This window comes from Rhodoferax sp., from assembly GCF_034519335.1.
Lineage (GTDB): Bacteria > Pseudomonadota > Gammaproteobacteria > Burkholderiales > Burkholderiaceae_C > Allorhodoferax.
Genome location: NZ_JAXHOL010000025.1, coordinates 1 through 16,820, shown reverse-complemented (window position 1 = coordinate 16,820; position 16,820 = coordinate 1). Strand labels below are relative to the sequence as shown.

The window sequence follows — 16,820 nt, the reverse complement described above, 5'->3', positions numbered from 1 at the left end:
GCGTGTCTGCTATCCACGCTACCGCCATCATTGACCCCAAGGCCGAGCTCGACAGCTCGGTCACTGTCGGCCCCTACACCGTTATAGGTCCGGATGTGCGCATTGGTGCGGGCACTACCGTGGGGCCGCACTGCGTGATCGAAGGCCATACCACTATTGGCCAGGACAACCGCATCTTCCAGTTCAACTCGCTGGGTGCGATTCCGCAAGACAAGAAATACGCGGGGGAGCCCTGCGAGCTGATCATCGGTGACCGAAACACCATTCGCGAGTTTTGTACCTTCAACATTGGTTCGCCGGGTGATGTTGGCAAGACGGTGCTGGGCAATGACAACTGGATCATGGCTTACGTGCACTTGGCGCACGACTGCCTGGTGGGAAACAACGTGATTTTTGCCAACAACTCGCAGCTGGCCGGCCATGTACATGTGGGCGACTGGGTGATCCTTGGGGGCTTTACTGTGGTGCACCAGTTTGTGCGTCTGGGCGCTCACAGCATGACAGCCATGTGCTCGTTGCTCTTTGCGGACCTGCCCCCGTTTGTCATGTGCCAAGGACAGCCTGCCGCGGCCCGCTCCATGAACTTCGAAGGCTTGCGTCGCCGCGGCTTCTCGCCAGAGCGTATTTCGGGTGTCAAGGCCATGCACAAAGCGCTGTACCGTGACGACCTGACGCTGGAGCAGGCCAAGCAACGTATTGCCGAGTTGGAAGCTGCGCATCCTGAGACAGCGCCGGATGTGGCCATGATGAACGGCTTCCTGGGCGCAGTGTCCGCCCAGCGCGGTATCGTTCGCTAGTCATCCAGCGCACCGCATCGTTATGAATCCGTCGCACGCCCCCGCTGGCGCCCCCACGGTGGCCATGGTGGCGGGGGAAGCCTCTGGCGATTTGCTGGCTGGCCTGTTACTGGGGGGTGTACGCCAGCGTTGGCCCCATGCCATCGCGCACGGCATTGGCGGTCCGCACATGGCCAAGCAAGGCTTTGAGGCTTGGTGGCCGCACCACAAGCTGGCCGTGCATGGCTTTAGCTGGGAGTTGTTGAAGCGCTACCGCGAGATCGTGGGCATCCGTCGACAGCTTGGCGACCGGTTACTGGATCACACGCCTGATGTGTTCATCGGCGTGGATGCGCCCGACTTCAACCTCGATCTGGAGGCACGGCTCAAAGGGCATGGTGTCAAGACCGTGCATTTTGTGTGCCCCTCCATTTGGGCTTGGCGGCCTGAGCGTGTAGAGAAAATTCGCCGCAGTACCGACCATGTCCTGTGCATTTTTCCCTTCGAGCCAGAGCTGCTGGCCGCTCACGGTATTGCAGCGACCTACGTGGGCCACCCTATTGCGAATGTCATCCCCATGGAGCCTGACAAGACTGCGGCTCGCCGCAGCTTGGGCCTGACAGACGATGACGCGGTGGTAGCCATTCTGCCGGGAAGCCGCCAATCCGAAATTCGGCACTTGGCTTTGCGCTTCTTTCGGGCTGCAGCACTCATTCAGTCTGCGCGACCAGCTACCAAATTCATAGTACCTTGCGTACCCGGCCTGTTGCCAGAGATCCAAGCCTTGGCGCACAAGAGTGGCATGCAGGGCCGCTTGCAGTTGCTCAGCGGGCAGTCCCACACCGCGCTTGCTGCCTGCGATGTCACGCTGATTGCCAGTGGCACGGCCACGCTGGAAGCTGCGTTGTTCAAGCGCCCCATGGTCATCGCTTACCACATGGCTTGGATGTCCTGGCAGATCATGCGGCGCAAGCGCCTGCAGCCTTGGGTGGGCCTGCCCAACATCCTCTGCCAGCGTTTTGTGGTGCCTGAGCTGCTGCAAGATGCGGCAACGCCCGAGGCCTTGGCGCGCGAAATGCTGGTTTGGCTGGACGCATGCACCTCTGATCCTGAGAAAATAACGGCTTTGCACACCACTTTCACCACGCTGCATGCCACGCTGCAGCGCGACACCGCCTCTCTTGCCGCCGATGCCCTCGAAAAAGTCCTCCAAGCCTGAGCCTGCCCAGCAGGTTGCCTTTGCCTGGGACCTGCCCGGGCTGATCGCCGGAGTGGACGAAGCCGGTCGCGGCCCGCTAGCCGGACCTGTGGTGGCCGCAGCTGTGATTCTGGACGACCTGAACCCGATTGCAGGCCTCAACGATTCCAAGAAGCTGACCGCCTTGCGGCGTGAAAAGCTCTTCGATGAAATTCGCGCCAAGGCGCTGTGCTGCTCGATTGCGCAGGCCAGTGTGGAGGAAATCGACGAGATCAATATCTTGCAGGCCACGATGCTGGCCATGCGCCGCGCGGTGGAGGGGCTGCGCCTGAAGCCCGCCAAGGTGCTGGTAGACGGCAACCGCCTGCCGGTGCTGGACGTTCTGGCTGAGGCCATTGTGCGTGGCGACGCCACGGTGCCCGCCATCTCCGCTGCGTCCATCCTGGCCAAGGTTACGCGCGACCGCTGGTGCGCCACGCTGGACCAACAATATCCTCAGTACGGCTTTGCCGGCCACAAAGGCTACGGCACGGCCGAACACCTGGCCGCACTTCAGGCCCATGGTGCTTGCCCTGAGCACCGGAAAACCTTTGCTCCGGTGACCCAGGTGTTGCAGGCCCAACGATGAGCGCGCCCATCGTGATCAGCTCCCGCGAGAATGCGCTGCTCAAGGAGCTGCGCAAGTTGAGCACCGACAACACGGCCTACCGCAAGGCCGGGCGCTTCTGGATTGAAGGTGATCACCTGTGCAGTGCCGCGCTGGCGCGTGGCGTGGTGCCGGCGGTGTTGGTGGTTTCTGAGTCTTTTATGCCTCTAGCGCCCGTGGAATATGCGCGAGCAGCTATCAAAATAGTAGTGATCCCGGATGCCTTGTTTCGGGAAATTAGCGGGCTGGAGTCGCCTGCCAAGGTTGGATTCCTGGTCGACTTGCCGGCGGCAGTAGACATCGAGCCCTTGGCTGCTACCGTGATACTGGACCGGGTGCAAGATGCCGGCAATGTGGGTTCTATTCTCCGTAGCGCCGGGGCTTTCGGTTTCCGTCAGGTGCTGGCGCTCAAAGGGTCTGCTGCACTTTGGAGCCCCAAGGTATTGCGGGCGGGCATGGGGGCGCACTTCGGCCTTCGCTTGGTTGAGGGGCTGGAGCTACAAGACCTGGATGCCTTGAAGGTGCCCTTGGTGGTCACCAGTTCCCACCAAGGTGATCTGGTGCAAAAGCTGGACTTGCCTCACCCGTGTGCGTGGGCTATGGGGCACGAAGGGCAGGGCGTATCTGAGGCGCTGATGGCAAAAGCCACAGTATTCGCTCGCATAGGTCAGCCGGGGGGGGAGGAGTCCCTCAATGTGGCCGCTGCGGCAGCCATTTGCTTGCACGCGAGCAGTTTGAAGCTTGCCTGAAACTGAATTCGCGTTTGCCCTCGGTTATACTCAGAGGCTTTCCAGAAAACAGCCGTCCCAAGCGCACCTCTGCACATTCCCTCGTAAAAAGCATCCGCCAGGGGTTACCTCCCGCGCGGCACCCGCCAAGAGCCTGTCTTGAGCGCGTTTGGGCGTACCCGTAAAACATTCGGAGAAACCAGTGCTTTTGTCTCTCAAGGGAACCACCCCACCCGCCATCCTGGCGCTCGCAGACGGCACGGTCTACATTGGCAATTCCATTGGAGCCGCAGGCTCCACCGTCGGTGAAGTCGTGTTCAACACCTCCATGACCGGCTACCAGGAGATCCTCACAGATCCCAGCTATTGCCAGCAGATCGTCACGCTCACCTACCCCCACATTGGCAACTACGGCATCAGCCCAGAGGACGTGGAGTCCCACAAGGTGTTTGCCGCCGGTCTGATCATCAAGGACCTGCCGCTGGTGGCCAGCAACTTCCGCAGCACCCAGACGCTGACCGAATACTTGGTTGCTGAAGGCACCGTGGCCATTGCCAACCTGGATACCCGCCAACTGACCCGCCAGCTGCGCACCCAGGGCGCGCAGAACGGTTGCATCTTGGCACTGGCGCGAGGTGAGTCCGTCACCAAGGACGCCATCGACAAGGCCGTGGCCGCCGCCAAGGGCGCGCCCAGCATGGCCGGCCTGGACCTCGCCAAAGTGGTGTCCAGCAAGGCCAACTACAGCTGGACGGAAGCCGAGTGGACACTAGGCCAAGGCTACGGCCAGCAAACTGCACCCAAGTTCCACGTGGTCGCGTATGACTTTGGCGTGAAGAAAAACATCCTGCGCATGTTGGCGGAGCGGGGCTGCAAAGTCACCGTAGTGCCTGCGCAGACTTCGGCCGCCGACGTCCTCAAGCACCAACCCGATGGCGTGTTCCTGTCCAATGGCCCCGGCGACCCTGAGCCCTGCGATTACGCGATTGCTGCGGCCAAGGAACTGATCGAAACCGGCACCCCCACATTCGGCATCTGCCTGGGCCACCAGATCATGGCGCTGGCCAGTGGTGCCAAGACCTTCAAGATGAAGTTCGGCCACCACGGTGCCAACCACCCCGTCAAAGACCTGGACAGCGGCCGCGTCTCCATCACCAGCCAGAACCACGGTTTTGCGGTGGACGAGAAGAGCCTTCCCGCCAACCTGCGCCCCACGCACATCAGCCTGTTTGACAACACGCTGCAGGGCCTGGAGCGTACCGACAAGCCAGCCTTCTGCTTCCAGGGCCACCCCGAAGCATCGCCTGGCCCGCACGACATCGGATACCTGTTCGACCGTTTCATCGGTCTGATGGAAAAGAAGGCAGGGTAAGCCGCCATGAGCTTCTACGGTGTCACCGACCTCTGGACCTATGTGATTGGCGCCATCGGCATCATCTTGCTGCCCGGCCCCAACTCGCTGTATGTCCTGTCGGTGGCCACCGTGCGGGGCGTCAAGGCGGGCTACCAAGGGGCGTGCGGCGTGTTTGTGGGCGACACCATTTTGCTGTTGCTCACCGCGCTGGGCGCGGCCAGCCTGCTGCGTACCTATCCGCCATTGTTCATGGTGGTGAAGTACGCCGGGGCGGCCTACCTCACTTGGGTGGGTGTGAACCTGTTGATTGCCGCATTCAAGAAGTGGCGCAGTGCGGATGTGGCAGATCTGTCGGCGCAGACGGTGGTGGCTGAGGCGGCTGCCAATATGCAGCAACCTTTCAAGCGCGCGCTGGTCATCAGCCTGCTCAACCCCAAGGCTATTCTGTTCCTGCTCTCGTTCTTTGTGCAGTTCATCGACCCGAACTACGAGACACCTGCAATCCCCTTCCTGATCCTGGGCTCCATCATCATGGTGTTCAGCGCGCTGTACCTGTCTGCCCTGATCTTTGCCGGCGCCCGCCTGGCCCAGGGCTTTGGTCGCCGCAAGCGCCTGTCCGCCAGCCTGTCCAGCGCCGTTGGTGGCCTGTTCATGTGGTTTGGCGCCAAGCTGGCCACGGCCAGTCTGAATTAATTTGAAAAGTAAAGAGCACCCGAAATGCCAAAACGTACCGACATCAAAAGCATTCTCATCATCGGCGCCGGCCCCATCATCATCGGGCAGGCCTGCGAGTTCGACTACTCCGGCGTGCAAGCGTGCAAGGCCTTGCGCGAAGAGGGCTACAAGGTCATCCTGATCAACAGCAACCCCGCCACGATCATGACCGATCCGGCCACGGCCGATGTGACCTACATCGAGCCCATCACCTGGCAAACGGTCGAGAAGATCATCGCCAAGGAAAAGCCCCACGCGATTCTGCCCACCATGGGCGGCCAGACGGCGCTGAACTGCGCACTGGACCTGTGGCACCACGGTGTGCTGGACAAATACAAGGTCGAGCTGATTGGCGCCACACCCGAAGCCATCGACAAGGCTGAAGATCGCCTCAAGTTCAAGGATGCCATGACCAAAATCGGTCTGGGCTCGGCGCGTTCGGGCATCGCTCACAGCATGGACGAAGCATGGGCCGTACAAAAGACGGTCGGCTTCCCCACCGTCATCCGCCCCAGCTTTACGCTGGGCGGCACAGGCGGCGGCATTGCCTACAACGCCGAAGAGTTCGAGACCATCTGCAAACGCGGCCTGGAAGCATCGCCTACCAACGAGCTGCTGATTGAAGAGTCGCTCTTGGGTTGGAAAGAGTACGAAATGGAAGTGGTGCGCGACAAGGCTGACAACTGCATCATCGTCTGCTCCATCGAAAACCTGGACCCCATGGGCGTGCACACCGGTGACTCCATCACCGTGGCACCCGCACAGACCCTGACCGACAAGGAATACCAGATTTTGCGCAACGCCTCGCTGGCTGTGTTGCGCGAAATCGGTGTGGACACCGGTGGTTCGAACGTGCAGTTCTCGATCAACCCGAAGGACGGTCGCATGGTCGTTATCGAGATGAACCCGCGTGTGTCGCGTTCTTCCGCGCTGGCCTCCAAGGCCACCGGCTTCCCCATTGCCAAGGTCGCAGCCAAGCTGGCCGTGGGCTTCACGCTGGACGAGCTGCGCAACGACATCACGGGTGGTGCCACACCTGCGTCCTTCGAGCCTAGCATCGACTACGTGGTCACCAAGATCCCGCGTTTCGCGTTCGAGAAATTCCCTGCTGCCGACAGCCGCCTGACGACCCAGATGAAGTCGGTCGGCGAGGTGATGGCCATGGGCCGTACCTTCCAGGAATCCTTCCAGAAAGCCCTTCGCGGCCTGGAAGTGGGCGTGGATGGCATGAACGAGAAGACTCAGGACCGCGAAGTGCTGGAAAAAGAGCTGGGCGAGCCCGGCCCCGAGCGCATCTGGTACGTGGGTGATGCGTTTGCCCAAGGCATGAGCGTGGACGAAGTGTTTGCGCTGACCAAGATCGACCCCTGGTTCCTGGTGCAGATCGAGCAGATCGTGAAGCTGGAACTGGAAATCGAACGTCTGCCCCAGCCGGCCAGCGGCTCTGCGCTGGACAAGATCGATGCGCCCACCTTGCGCGCCTTGAAGCAAAAAGGCTTCTCGGACCGCCGCCTGGCGCGCCAGTTCAAAACTACCGACAAAGCTGTGCGCGAAAAGCGCCGTGCTCTGGGCGTGCGCCCGGTCTACAAGCGCGTGGACACCTGCGCAGCGGAGTTCGCCACGAACACCGCCTACATGTACTCCACCTACGAAGCCGAAGGCTCCGAGTGCGAAGCCGCGCCGACCGACAAGAAGAAAATCATGGTGTTGGGCGGTGGCCCCAACCGCATAGGCCAGGGCATCGAGTTTGACTACTGCTGCGTGCACGCCGCACTCGCCATGCGCGAAGACGGGTACGAGACCATCATGGTCAACTGCAACCCCGAAACCGTGTCTACCGACTACGACACATCCGATCGCCTGTACTTCGAACCGCTGACGCTGGAAGACGTGCTCGAAATCGTGGACAAGGAAAAGCCCGTCGGCGTCATTGTGCAATACGGTGGCCAGACGCCCTTGAAGTTGGCGTTGGACCTCGAAGCCAATGGCGTGCCCATCATCGGTACCACCCCCGACATGATTGACGCCGCCGAAGACCGCGAGCGCTTCCAGAAGCTGCTGCACGAACTGAAGCTGCGCCAGCCACCTAACGCTACAGCCCGTACCGAGCCCGAAGCGCTGGAGAAAGCGGCTGCCTTGGGTTACCCCTTGGTAGTGCGCCCGAGCTACGTGCTGGGCGGCCGCGCGATGGAAATCGTGCACGAGCAGCGCGACCTGGAGCGCTACATGCGCGAAGCCGTGAAGGTGAGCAACGACAGCCCCGTGCTGCTGGACCGCTTCCTGAACGACGCCATCGAGTGCGATGTGGACTGCATCCGTGACAGCTCCGGCGCTACCTTCATCGGCGGCGTGATGGAGCACATTGAACAAGCCGGCGTGCACAGCGGTGACTCCGCCTGCTCGCTGCCACCCTACAGCTTGCACGCAGACACCGTGGTCGAGATCAAGCGCCAGACCAAGGCCATGGCCGGTGCCCTGAATGTGGTGGGTCTCATGAACGTGCAATTCGCAATCCAGAACGTGGACGGCAAGGACGTTATCTACGTGCTGGAAGTGAACCCCCGCGCCAGCCGCACCGTGCCCTTCGTTTCCAAAGCCACGGGCATCCAGCTGGCCAAGGTGGCCGCACGCTGCATGGCGGGCCAGACGCTGGCCCAGCAGGGCATCACCGATGAGGTGACGCCGCCGTACTTCAGCGTCAAGGAGGCCGTGTTCCCCTTCGTGAAGTTCCCTGGCGTGGACACCATCCTCGGCCCCGAGATGAAGTCCACCGGCGAAGTCATGGGCGTGGGCAAGACCTTTGGCGAAGCCTTTGTGAAGTCGCAGCTGGGCGCGGGCGCCAAGCTGCCACGCGGCGGCAAGGCCTTTATCTCGGTCAAACAAACCGACAAGCCGCGCGCGGTAGAGGTGGCGCGCAGCCTAGCTGCCATGGGTTTTGAGATTGTGGCTACCAAGGGCACGGCTGCTGCCATCAACGCGGCGGGTGTTGCCTGCGGTGTGGTGAACAAGGTGGCCGAAGGCCGTCCGCACATCGTGGACATGATCAAGAACGAGGAAATCTCCATGGTGGTCAACACCGTGGAAGAGCGTCGCAACGCGATCGCGGATTCGCGCCAGATCCGTACGTCCGCATTGTTGGCTCGCGTGACGACCTACACCACCATCGCCGGCGCCGAAGCCGCGGTGCAAGGCATGAAGTACCTGGACAACCTGGGTGTCATCTCTGTGCAGGAAATGCATGCGGAACTTCAGGCTTGAAAGAGCTGTTTTAGCGCTCGGACGCCCCAAGCTAAAACGCTGCCTTTCTGTGGGGGCTGCGGCCCGCGCAGTGGCGGAGCTTGGGGGCCAATAACTTGGCATAATCTGGGTCAACTGCATAGGACAGTGCCGCGCGCAAGCGCCGCACTGTCCTTGTACTTTGAGGCCCCCAAAAACCTAGCTAGAGACACCATGGCAACCTATCCCATTACCAAGCGCGGCGCTGAGATGCTGAAGGCCGAGTTGCACAAGCTCAAGACCGTCGAGCGCCCCTCCGTGATTCAGGCCATTGCCGAAGCCCGCGCCCAGGGTGACCTGAGTGAAAACGCCGACTATGACGCTGCCAAGGAACGCCAAGGCTTTATCGAAGGCCGTATTCAGGAAGTGGAAGGCAAGCTGTCGGCAGCCCAAGTGATCGATCCGTCCACTATCCAGGCCGATGGTCGTGTGGTGTTTGGTGCCACCGTGGAACTGGAAGATGAAGACAGTGGCCAGCAGGTGAAATACCAGATCGTTGGTGAAGATGAGGCGGATTTGAAGCAAGGCCTCATCAACATCAGCAGCCCGATTGCCCGTGCCCTTATTGGCAAAGAAGTCGGTGATACCGCGGTCGTGCAGGCGCCCGGCGGTGAGCGCGCCTACGAGGTGGTGGCCGTCCATTACATCTGATGCGCCAACTTCCTGTCTGGTTGGCAGCCGCATGGGCCATGAGCCTGACGATGCTGGGCTTTATGGTGGTGCCCATGCTGTTTGTGCACCTGCCGACCCCGGCGATGGCCGGCCAGATGGCCGCCAAACTCTTCAGTGCCCAGACCTGGGTGTCGGTGGCCTGCGGTGCCATGCTCTTGATGGCTTTTAGGTCAAATCGCCTGTTGGTGCCCGTGGAATCTGCGCGGGCAGCTACACTTTTTGTAGTGGGTGGCGTGTTGCTTGCATTGCTGGTGGAGCTGGCGGTAGCACCCCGCATCGTGGCCCGCGAGAACCTCGCCTTGTGGCATCGCATAGGCAGTGCGATGTATTTTGGGCAGTGGGTGTGCGCGTTGGTGGTTTTCAAGAAGATGATTGCCGCGCGATAAAGACGGATTATTTTTAGCTAGGAAAAGATATGGACCTAGTTTCACGGCATTTGGTTTTGCATGGGAGCTTGGTGCTGCTGTTCGCTTTGTTGCTGGGGGCACCCTACGCCCGTGCAATCAAGCGGCATGCAGATGCACAGGTTGTTAATTCTTGGCGTGTGGCGCATCAGTCCCTGTCTATTGGTGCATTGCTCTTGTTGGGGCTTGCGCCAGTCTTGAATGCGATGCCGGTAGCGAATGGACTGAAGTGGGCGATAGCGGTCCCAATGATTGTTTCCGGATATGCCTTTTGTGTTGCTACACCCATGGCTGCAATAACCAAGGACCGGGGGCTATCGTCTGGCGCGAAAGGCTGGGCGCGGTGCGTTTATCTTGGCAATATATTGGGTGCAATGTCTTCGCTTATGGGCGCTGTCTTGCTTGTAGGTGCTGCTTTAGCTGCTTTTTAAAAAATAGCTAACGGACGTAAAGATAAAAGCCCGCAGCGGTGCGGGCTTCTTCAGCGGGATATGGGAGCAGCTTCAGGTCTGGCTGCGTTTCTTGACGCTGGTCTTTGGCTTGGGCTTGGCGCGTTTGATGTTGCCGCCGGGGGTGAGGCGCTGGTTGCCCAGCACACGCAGAGTTTTGACCTCGGGGCGGGTGCCGGGGCGGCCAAACTTCAACACCTTGAAGTCACGCGGGCCGGGTTTGCGGTCTTCGTCAATGGCTTTTTCCTTCTCCGGCTGCGGGCGCCACAGCACCAGCAGTTTGCCGATGTGCTGTATAGGCGCTGCATGGAGTTCGTCCGCCAGGGTCTTGAACATCTCTTCACGTGCGGCGCGGTCATCGGAGAACACACGCACTTTGATCAGGCCATGGGCGTTAAGCGCCGCATCGATTTCTTTTTTGACGTTGGCCGTCAGGCCATCGCCGCCCACCATGACCACGGGGTCCAGGTGGTGGGCGTCAGCGCGGTGATCCTTGCGCTGAGCGGGAGTTAGTTGTATTTGAGGCATGTGGGTATTATCGACGCAATGAATACGCAGAGCAAAAGTAGCAAGCCGGACAACAAGGCCGGCAACAAAAAGGTCAACAAAGCCTGGTTGCATGACCACATCAATGACCCCTATGTGAAGCTGGCCAACAAAGAGGGTTACCGGGCCCGCGCGGCCTACAAACTCAAGGAAATTGACGAAACCCTGCACTTGGTCAAACCCGGCCAACTGGTGGTGGATTTGGGGTGCACGCCTGGGGCCTGGAGCCAGTACCTGCGTCGCCGCATGTCGCCCAATGGTGCCGCCGTGGGAGAGATGAATGGGACCATCATCGGTTTGGATATGTTGCCCATGGAGCCAATTGAGGGGGTGAACTTTATCCAGGGAGACTTTCGCGAGGCCGACACCCTGGCCTTGCTAGAGACAGCCTTGGGGGGCAAACAGGCGGATTTGGTGGTGTCAGACATGGCGCCCAACCTGTCGGGTATTTCGTCAGCAGATGCGGCGCGCATTGAATACCTGGTGGAGTTGGCGATTGAATTTGCCCAGAACCACATGAAGCCCCAGGGTGCGCTGGTGGCCAAGGTGTTCCATGGCGGCAGTTACAACGATGTGGTGCAGCGTTTCAAGGCGGCGTTTGTCACGGTCAAACCCTTCAAGCCCAAGGCCTCGCGCGACCGCTCGTCTGAAACCTTTCTGGTTGGCATGGGCCTCAAGCCCGTCTGACAATCTGCCCGTCAATTCCCATGCTGTTTCTGAGGCCGTCCAGTCCGAAATAACAGCTTTCATGGCTTGAAACGCCTAAAATGGGTCCCAAGTACGCAAGGTTCGTTTACTTGCGCCAGTATTGGAGCTTCGCTTGAATAATCAGTGGTTTTCTAAAATTGCAGTGTGGTTGGTGGTGGCCTTGGTGCTGTTCACCGTGTTCAAGCAATTTGACACGCGCGCTGCGGCCTCGGGCACGGTTGGTTATTCCGACTTCCTGGAGCAGGTACGCAACAACCAAATCAAGAGTGTCCTGATCCAAGAGGGGCAGGGCGGTACCGAAATTTTGGCCGTCACCTCGGATGACCGCAAGGTGCGTACCACTGCCACCTACCTGGATCGTGGCCTGGTGGGTGACCTGATCGCCAACAACGTCAAATTCGACGTCAAACCCCGTGAAGAAGGCTCCCTACTGATGACCCTGCTGGTCAGCTGGGGGCCCATGCTGCTGCTGATTGGCGTGTGGGTGTACTTCATGCGCCAGATGCAAGGCGGCGGCAAGGGCGGAGCGTTCAGTTTCGGCAAGAGCAAAGCCCGCCTGCTGGACGAAAACACCAACACCGTGACCTTTGCCGATGTGGCCGGTTGCGACGAGGCCAAGGAAGAAGTGAAGGAAGTTGTCGACTTCCTCAAAGACCCTAGCAAGTTCCAGAAACTCGGTGGTCGTATTCCACGTGGCCTGCTGCTGGTCGGCCCTCCCGGTACCGGCAAGACCTTGTTGGCCAAATCCATTGCAGGCGAAGCCAAGGTGCCATTTTTCAGCATCTCGGGTTCTGACTTTGTGGAAATGTTTGTTGGCGTGGGTGCGTCCCGCGTGCGCGACATGTTCGAGAACGCCAAGAAGAATGCTCCCTGCATCATCTTCATCGATGAAATCGACGCCGTGGGCCGCCAGCGTGGCGCTGGCTTGGGCGGTGGCAACGACGAGCGTGAACAAACCCTCAACCAGATGCTGGTCGAGATGGACGGCTTCGAGACCAATGTCGGTGTGATCGTGGTGGCTGCCACCAACCGCCCTGACATTCTGGACGCCGCCTTGCTGCGCCCCGGTCGTTTTGACCGCCAGGTCTATGTCACGCTGCCCGACATCCGTGGCCGTGAGCAGATTTTGAATGTGCACATGCGCAAGGTGCCTTTGGGCCAAGATGTGAGCGCCCTGACGATTGCCCGCGGTACGCCCGGCATGAGTGGTGCCGACCTTGCCAACCTGTGCAACGAAGCCGCCCTCATGGCTGCGCGCCGCAATGCACGTCTGGTGGAAATGCAGGACTTCGAGAAAGCCAAGGACAAGATCCTGATGGGCCCCGAGCGCAAGAGCATGGTCATGCCCGAGGAAGAGCGCAAGAACACGGCGTACCACGAGTCTGGCCACGCACTCATCGGCAAGCTGCTGCCCAAGTGTGACCCGGTGCACAAGGTCACCATCATTCCCCGTGGCCGTGCCTTGGGCGTGACCATGAGCCTGCCCGCACAAGACCGCTACAGCTATGACAGCGAATTCATGCTGAACCAGATCAGCATGTTGTTTGGTGGCCGTATTGCCGAAGAAGTGTTCATGAACCAGATGACCACCGGCGCCAGCAACGATTTTGAGCGTGCCACCTCCATTGCCCGCGACATGGTGACCCGTTACGGCATGACTGACGCCTTGGGCCCCATGGTGTATGCCGAGAATGAAGGCGAAGTGTTCTTGGGCCGCAGCGTGACCAAGACCACCAGCATGAGCGAACAAACCATGCAGAAGGTGGACTCAGAAGTGCGCCGCATCATCGATCAGCAGTACGCCCTGGCGCGCAAGCTGATCGAAGAAAACAGCGACAAGATGCACGCCATGGCCAAGGCCTTGCTGGATTGGGAAACCATTGATGGAGAGCAGCTCGACGACATCATGGCCGGCCGTGAACCCCGTCCGCCCAAAGACTGGACACCCCGCACGCCCAACAACGGCGGCGGAGGCAGCGGTGGCTCCCCAGCCGTGGCTGCGGACCCCGCACCCACTGCCGCCTGATACCAGGCTGCGCTGACATCCACAGGGCCTTCGGGCCCTGTGTTCGTTTTAGGGTCTCCACCTCCCAAGGTGCCCCTTCGGCAACACCGATAATCGTGCCCATGCACTGGCAAACCTCCCGTTTCGACATCGATCTCCGCACCCCCAAGGTGATGGGCATCGTCAATGTCACGCCCGACTCGTTTTCGGATGGCGGGCAGTATGCCGCGCGCGATTCGGCCCAAGCGCATTGCGAGCGCCTTCTCAAGGATGGTGCCGATATTCTGGACATCGGTGGCGAGTCCACCCGACCTGGTGCGCCGCCGGTCACGCTGGAAGAGGAACTGGCGCGCGTGCTGCCGGTCATTCGCCATGCGGTGACCTTGGGGGTGCCGGTGTCGGTGGACACCTACAAGCCGGCCGTCATGCAGGCCGCGTTGGACCTGGGCGCCGACATCGTCAACGATGTGTGGGCCCTGCGCTGGCGCGACGGGCTGGGCGGCCCCACGGGCGAGTCCGTGGTGGCGGGTCACCCACGCTGCGGTGTTTGCCTGATGCACATGCACCGCGACCCGCAGACCATGCAGGTAGCGCCGATGGAGGGCGACGTGGTGCCGCAGGTGCTATCATTTTTGGAGCTGCTTGCGCAGCATTTACGAGGGCTGGGCGTCGATTCTCCTCGTATTTGCCTGGATCCTGGCATTGGTTTTGGCAAGACGGTGGCACAGAATTTTTCGCTGTTGGCACGCCAAGCCCAGGCTGTGCCCGAAGGCTACCCAGTGCTCGCGGGCTGGTCGCGCAAATCATCGCTGGCGGCCGTAACCCAAACCTCATTGAGCAACGCGGCCAGCATGGACGTGGACCAGCGCCGTGCGCCCAGTATCACAGCAGCGGTGCTGGCCGTGCAAAACGGTGCGAACGTGGTGCGGGTGCACGATGTGCGCGACACCGTGAGCGCACTGAAAGTGTTGGCCGCCATGCAAGGGCAAGAGCCCCCACGCTCCGTCGCTGCGCGGGTCGCTTCCCCACTACCGAAGGGGGCGCTACGCACCGGGGGCGCGTTTTAGCTTGGGGCGGCCCGGCGCTAAAACCTGCCCAAAAAAACAAACACAAACAACACAAGGACATTCAATGGGACGACAGTATTTCGGCACCGACGGCATTCGCGGCACGGTGGGGCAGGCCCCCATCACCCCCGACTTTGTACTGCGCTTGGCGCACGCCGTGGGCCACGTGCTCAAGGAAACCGAGGCGCGCCCCACGGTGCTGATCGGCAAAGACACCCGCATCTCGGGCTACATGCTGGAGAGCGCGCTGGAGAGCGGCTTCAACTCTGCAGGCGTGGATGTGGTGCTGCTGGGCCCGCTGCCCACACCGGGCGTGGCCTACCTCACACGCGCGCAGCGTGCTTCGTTGGGCGTGGTCATCAGCGCCAGTCACAACCCCTTTGCGGACAACGGCATCAAGTTCTTCAGCGCCAAAGGCAGCAAGCTGCCTGACGCCTGGGAGCTGGCGGTGGAGGCCGAGCTGCAAAAGCCGCCCGTGTGGGTGGACTCGGCCAGCCTGGGCAAGAGCCGTCGTTTGGACGACGCGGCAGGCCGGTATATCGAGTTCTGCAAGAGTACCTTTGCCAATGATCTGACCCTCAAGGGCCTGAAGATCGTGGTGGACGCGGCGCACGGCGCGGCGTACCACATCGCACCCAAGGTGTTCCACGAGCTGGGCGCTGAAGTCATCGCCATTGGCTGCTCGCCCGATGGCCTGAACATCAACAAGGGCGTGGGCGCCACCCACCCTGAGGCCCTGGTCGCGGCCGTGAAAGAGCACAAAGCCGACTTTGGTGTGGCGCTGGACGGTGATGCCGACCGCCTGCAGCTGGTGGATGCCGAAGGCCGCCTCTACAACGGCGATGAGCTGCTGTACCTGATGGCCGACGACCGCCTGGGCCGCGACGAGCATGTGCCCGGTGTGGTGGGCACGCTCATGACCAATATGGCGGTGGAAGTGGCGCTCAAGGCCCGTGGCGTGCAGTTTGTGCGCGCCAAGGTGGGCGACCGGTATGTGCTCGAAGAGCTGGAAAAGCACCAATGGATTTTGGGTGGCGAAGGCTCGGGCCACCTGCTGGCGCTGGACAAGCACACCACGGGTGATGGCCTGGTGTCGGCCTTGCAAGTATTGCAAGCCTGCGTGCGCAGTGGCAAGACGCTGGCCCAGCTGCTGCAGGGGGTGACGCTGTTCCCGCAGACCCTGATCAATGTGCGCCTGACGCCCGGCCAGGACTGGAAGAGCAACGCCCGCATGGCCGAAGAAACCAAAGCTGCGGAGGCTGCGCTGGGCGACGCCGGCCGCGTGCTCATCCGCGCCAGCGGTACCGAGCCGCTGGTGCGCGTGATGGTGGAGGCGCGCGATGCCGCACAAGCCCAAAGCTGCGCCCAGCGCATTGCAGACACCCTGAAAGCCTGAACCCATGACAAATGCGATCCGCGCAGTCCGTGCCGACTACGCCAACCCCGTGCATGCAGCGGCCTTGGTGATGCTGCTCGATGCTTACGCCAGTGACCCCATGGGCGGTGGCGAAGGCCTGAGCGACTTTGCCAAAGCCCAGCTCGTGCCTTCGCTGGCCGCGCGCCCGCAAGCCTTTAGCGTGTTGGCCTTTGCGTCCGAAGACGACAGCGTGCCCGTGGGCCTGATCAACTGCATCGAAGGTTTTTCTACCTTCGCCTGCAAGCCGCTGGTGAACGTGCACGACGTGGCGGTGCTGCCCGGCTACCGTGGTCAGCGCATTGGCGAGAAGATGCTGGCGCTGGTGGAGCAGATCGCCATTGAGCGTGGCGCCTGCAAGCTCACACTGGAAGTGCTGTCGGGCAACGGCGGCGCCGTCAAGCTGTATGAGCGCGTGGGCTTTGCCTATTACGAGCTGGACCCGGCCATGGGGCAGGCCGGGTTTATGCAGAAGTGGTTGGCTTAGTCGCGAGTCAGCGCCGCAGCGATACACGAGGGGCTAGTCTGTAGGAGTGAGACTGGTTTGGGCCAGGTGCTGACGGTCGCCAATGACTGCTGTCTGTCGGCCTACCTTCTCGCCTTGGCCCAGGGCATCCATGACGCGTTTTGACCCACTGCCTTCACGCTATAGTCCGGTCGTAGATCTCGCCCGTACGTTTTTCTTAAAAAACATGGGCTGCACAGCTTTGGAGGCACACCGGGTTTCATGGAAAATTTATACCTGCATATTTGCACAGCCTGCGTGCCGCAGAGTCAATGCACATGCGGGTTTCGCATTTTTTCCAAAAAGTCTGTATCGTCAAGCTCCGGATGTATCAACCGAGTTTTGCCGTCTACATTAC

At 60.9% G+C, this 16,820-nt stretch carries 17 protein-coding genes; 16 read left to right on the top strand and 1 reads right to left on the bottom strand.

All coding sequences use genetic code 11. From position 1 onward, the window contains the following. Positions 1-2 precede the first annotated feature (2 nt). From lpxA to U5O12_RS10690, 10 genes are all read left to right on the top strand, one after another. Positions 3-797, top strand: a complete 795-nt coding sequence (gene lpxA / locus U5O12_RS10735) for an acyl-ACP--UDP-N-acetylglucosamine O-acyltransferase (RefSeq protein ID WP_322578629.1) — start codon at positions 3-5, stop codon at positions 795-797. Between the two features lie 22 nt (positions 798-819). Next, positions 820-1,995: a lipid-A-disaccharide synthase gene (gene lpxB, locus U5O12_RS10730; RefSeq protein WP_322578628.1), complete on the top strand. Its 1,176-nt coding sequence runs from the start codon at positions 820-822 to the stop codon at positions 1,993-1,995. Then, positions 1,967-2,602 (top strand): ribonuclease HII, encoded by a 636-nt coding sequence (gene rnhB / locus U5O12_RS10725; RefSeq protein WP_322578627.1) that lies wholly within the window; start codon positions 1,967-1,969, stop codon positions 2,600-2,602. Before lpxB ends, rnhB begins: the two co-directional genes overlap by 29 nt. Beyond that, complete coding sequence (locus U5O12_RS10720; protein WP_322578626.1) at positions 2,599-3,369, top strand: RNA methyltransferase; 771 nt, start codon at positions 2,599-2,601, stop codon at positions 3,367-3,369. Before rnhB ends, U5O12_RS10720 begins: the two co-directional genes overlap by 4 nt. A gap of 181 nt (positions 3,370-3,550) precedes the next feature. Further along, entirely contained in the window at positions 3,551-4,720 is a 1,170-nt protein-coding gene (gene carA / locus U5O12_RS10715) for a glutamine-hydrolyzing carbamoyl-phosphate synthase small subunit (protein ID WP_322578625.1), read from the top strand. A gap of 6 nt (positions 4,721-4,726) precedes the next feature. Beyond that, the gene (gene leuE / locus U5O12_RS10710) at positions 4,727-5,395 is read left to right on the top strand and encodes a leucine efflux protein LeuE (RefSeq protein ID WP_322578624.1); all 669 of its coding nucleotides are present in this window, start codon (positions 4,727-4,729) and stop codon (positions 5,393-5,395) included. Positions 5,396-5,419: 24 nt separating this feature from the next. Next, positions 5,420-8,674: a carbamoyl-phosphate synthase large subunit gene (carB, locus tag U5O12_RS10705; protein ID WP_322578623.1), complete on the top strand. Its 3,255-nt coding sequence runs from the start codon at positions 5,420-5,422 to the stop codon at positions 8,672-8,674. Positions 8,675-8,866: 192 nt separating this feature from the next. Then, complete coding sequence (greA, locus tag U5O12_RS10700) at positions 8,867-9,343, top strand: transcription elongation factor GreA (RefSeq protein ID WP_087497048.1); 477 nt, start codon at positions 8,867-8,869, stop codon at positions 9,341-9,343. Further along, positions 9,343-9,750, top strand: coding sequence for a DUF4149 domain-containing protein (locus tag U5O12_RS10695; RefSeq protein ID WP_322578622.1), 408 nt, complete (start codon positions 9,343-9,345; stop codon positions 9,748-9,750). The genes greA and U5O12_RS10695 overlap by 1 nt, the downstream gene beginning before the upstream one ends. A 29-nt stretch (positions 9,751-9,779) precedes the next feature. Beyond that, entirely contained in the window at positions 9,780-10,199 is a 420-nt protein-coding gene (locus U5O12_RS10690; RefSeq protein ID WP_322578621.1) for a hypothetical protein, read from the top strand. Positions 10,200-10,271: 72 nt separating this feature from the next. Here U5O12_RS10690 and U5O12_RS10685 read toward each other — a convergent pair whose 3' ends face one another. Continuing rightward, complete coding sequence (locus U5O12_RS10685; RefSeq protein ID WP_322578620.1) at positions 10,272-10,745, bottom strand: YhbY family RNA-binding protein; 474 nt, start codon at positions 10,743-10,745, stop codon at positions 10,272-10,274. A gap of 18 nt (positions 10,746-10,763) precedes the next feature. Between U5O12_RS10685 and U5O12_RS10680 the strand changes: the two genes are divergently transcribed. From U5O12_RS10680 to U5O12_RS10655, 6 genes are all read left to right on the top strand, one after another. Then, the gene (locus U5O12_RS10680; protein WP_322578732.1) at positions 10,764-11,450 is read left to right on the top strand and encodes an RlmE family RNA methyltransferase; all 687 of its coding nucleotides are present in this window, start codon (positions 10,764-10,766) and stop codon (positions 11,448-11,450) included. Positions 11,451-11,583: 133 nt separating this feature from the next. After that, positions 11,584-13,497 carry an ATP-dependent zinc metalloprotease FtsH gene (gene ftsH / locus U5O12_RS10675; protein ID WP_322578619.1) on the top strand — a complete coding sequence of 638 codons (1,914 nt, stop codon included), beginning with the start codon at positions 11,584-11,586 and terminating at the stop codon, positions 13,495-13,497. Between the two features lie 101 nt (positions 13,498-13,598). Next, positions 13,599-14,543, top strand: coding sequence for a dihydropteroate synthase (folP, locus tag U5O12_RS10670; RefSeq protein WP_322578618.1), 945 nt, complete (start codon positions 13,599-13,601; stop codon positions 14,541-14,543). 64 nt (positions 14,544-14,607) lie between these two features. Next, positions 14,608-15,939, top strand: coding sequence for a phosphoglucosamine mutase (gene glmM / locus U5O12_RS10665; protein WP_322578617.1), 1,332 nt, complete (start codon positions 14,608-14,610; stop codon positions 15,937-15,939). A 4-nt stretch (positions 15,940-15,943) separates the two neighbouring features. Further along, on the top strand, positions 15,944-16,444 hold the full coding sequence (locus U5O12_RS10660; protein ID WP_322578616.1) for a GNAT family N-acetyltransferase: 501 nt from the start codon (positions 15,944-15,946) through the stop codon (positions 16,442-16,444). 130 nt (positions 16,445-16,574) lie between these two features. Further along, on the top strand, positions 16,575-16,820 hold a 246-nt coding region (locus U5O12_RS10655; protein WP_322578615.1), incomplete at its 3' end, for a hypothetical protein.

Bases quoted from the DNA above. Each gene is read 5' to 3' on its own strand.
- lpxB (WP_322578628.1), top strand. From the start codon at position 820: ATGAATCCGTCGCACGCCCCCGCTGGCGCCCCCACGGTGGCCATGGTG.
- rnhB (WP_322578627.1), top strand. From the start codon at position 1,967: ATGCCCTCGAAAAAGTCCTCCAAGCCTGAGCCTGCCCAGCAGGTTGCC.
- U5O12_RS10720 (WP_322578626.1), top strand. From the start codon at position 2,599: ATGAGCGCGCCCATCGTGATCAGCTCCCGCGAGAATGCGCTGCTCAAG.
- leuE (WP_322578624.1), top strand. From the start codon at position 4,727: ATGAGCTTCTACGGTGTCACCGACCTCTGGACCTATGTGATTGGCGCC.
- carB (WP_322578623.1), top strand. From the start codon at position 5,420: ATGCCAAAACGTACCGACATCAAAAGCATTCTCATCATCGGCGCCGGC.
- greA (WP_087497048.1), top strand. From the start codon at position 8,867: ATGGCAACCTATCCCATTACCAAGCGCGGCGCTGAGATGCTGAAGGCC.
- U5O12_RS10695 (WP_322578622.1), top strand. From the start codon at position 9,343: ATGCGCCAACTTCCTGTCTGGTTGGCAGCCGCATGGGCCATGAGCCTG.
- U5O12_RS10690 (WP_322578621.1), top strand. From the start codon at position 9,780: ATGGACCTAGTTTCACGGCATTTGGTTTTGCATGGGAGCTTGGTGCTG.
- U5O12_RS10685 (WP_322578620.1), bottom strand. From the start codon at position 10,745: ATGCCTCAAATACAACTAACTCCCGCTCAGCGCAAGGATCACCGCGCT.
- U5O12_RS10680 (WP_322578732.1), top strand. From the start codon at position 10,764: ATGAATACGCAGAGCAAAAGTAGCAAGCCGGACAACAAGGCCGGCAAC.
- folP (WP_322578618.1), top strand. From the start codon at position 13,599: ATGCACTGGCAAACCTCCCGTTTCGACATCGATCTCCGCACCCCCAAG.
- glmM (WP_322578617.1), top strand. From the start codon at position 14,608: ATGGGACGACAGTATTTCGGCACCGACGGCATTCGCGGCACGGTGGGG.
- U5O12_RS10660 (WP_322578616.1), top strand. From the start codon at position 15,944: ATGACAAATGCGATCCGCGCAGTCCGTGCCGACTACGCCAACCCCGTG.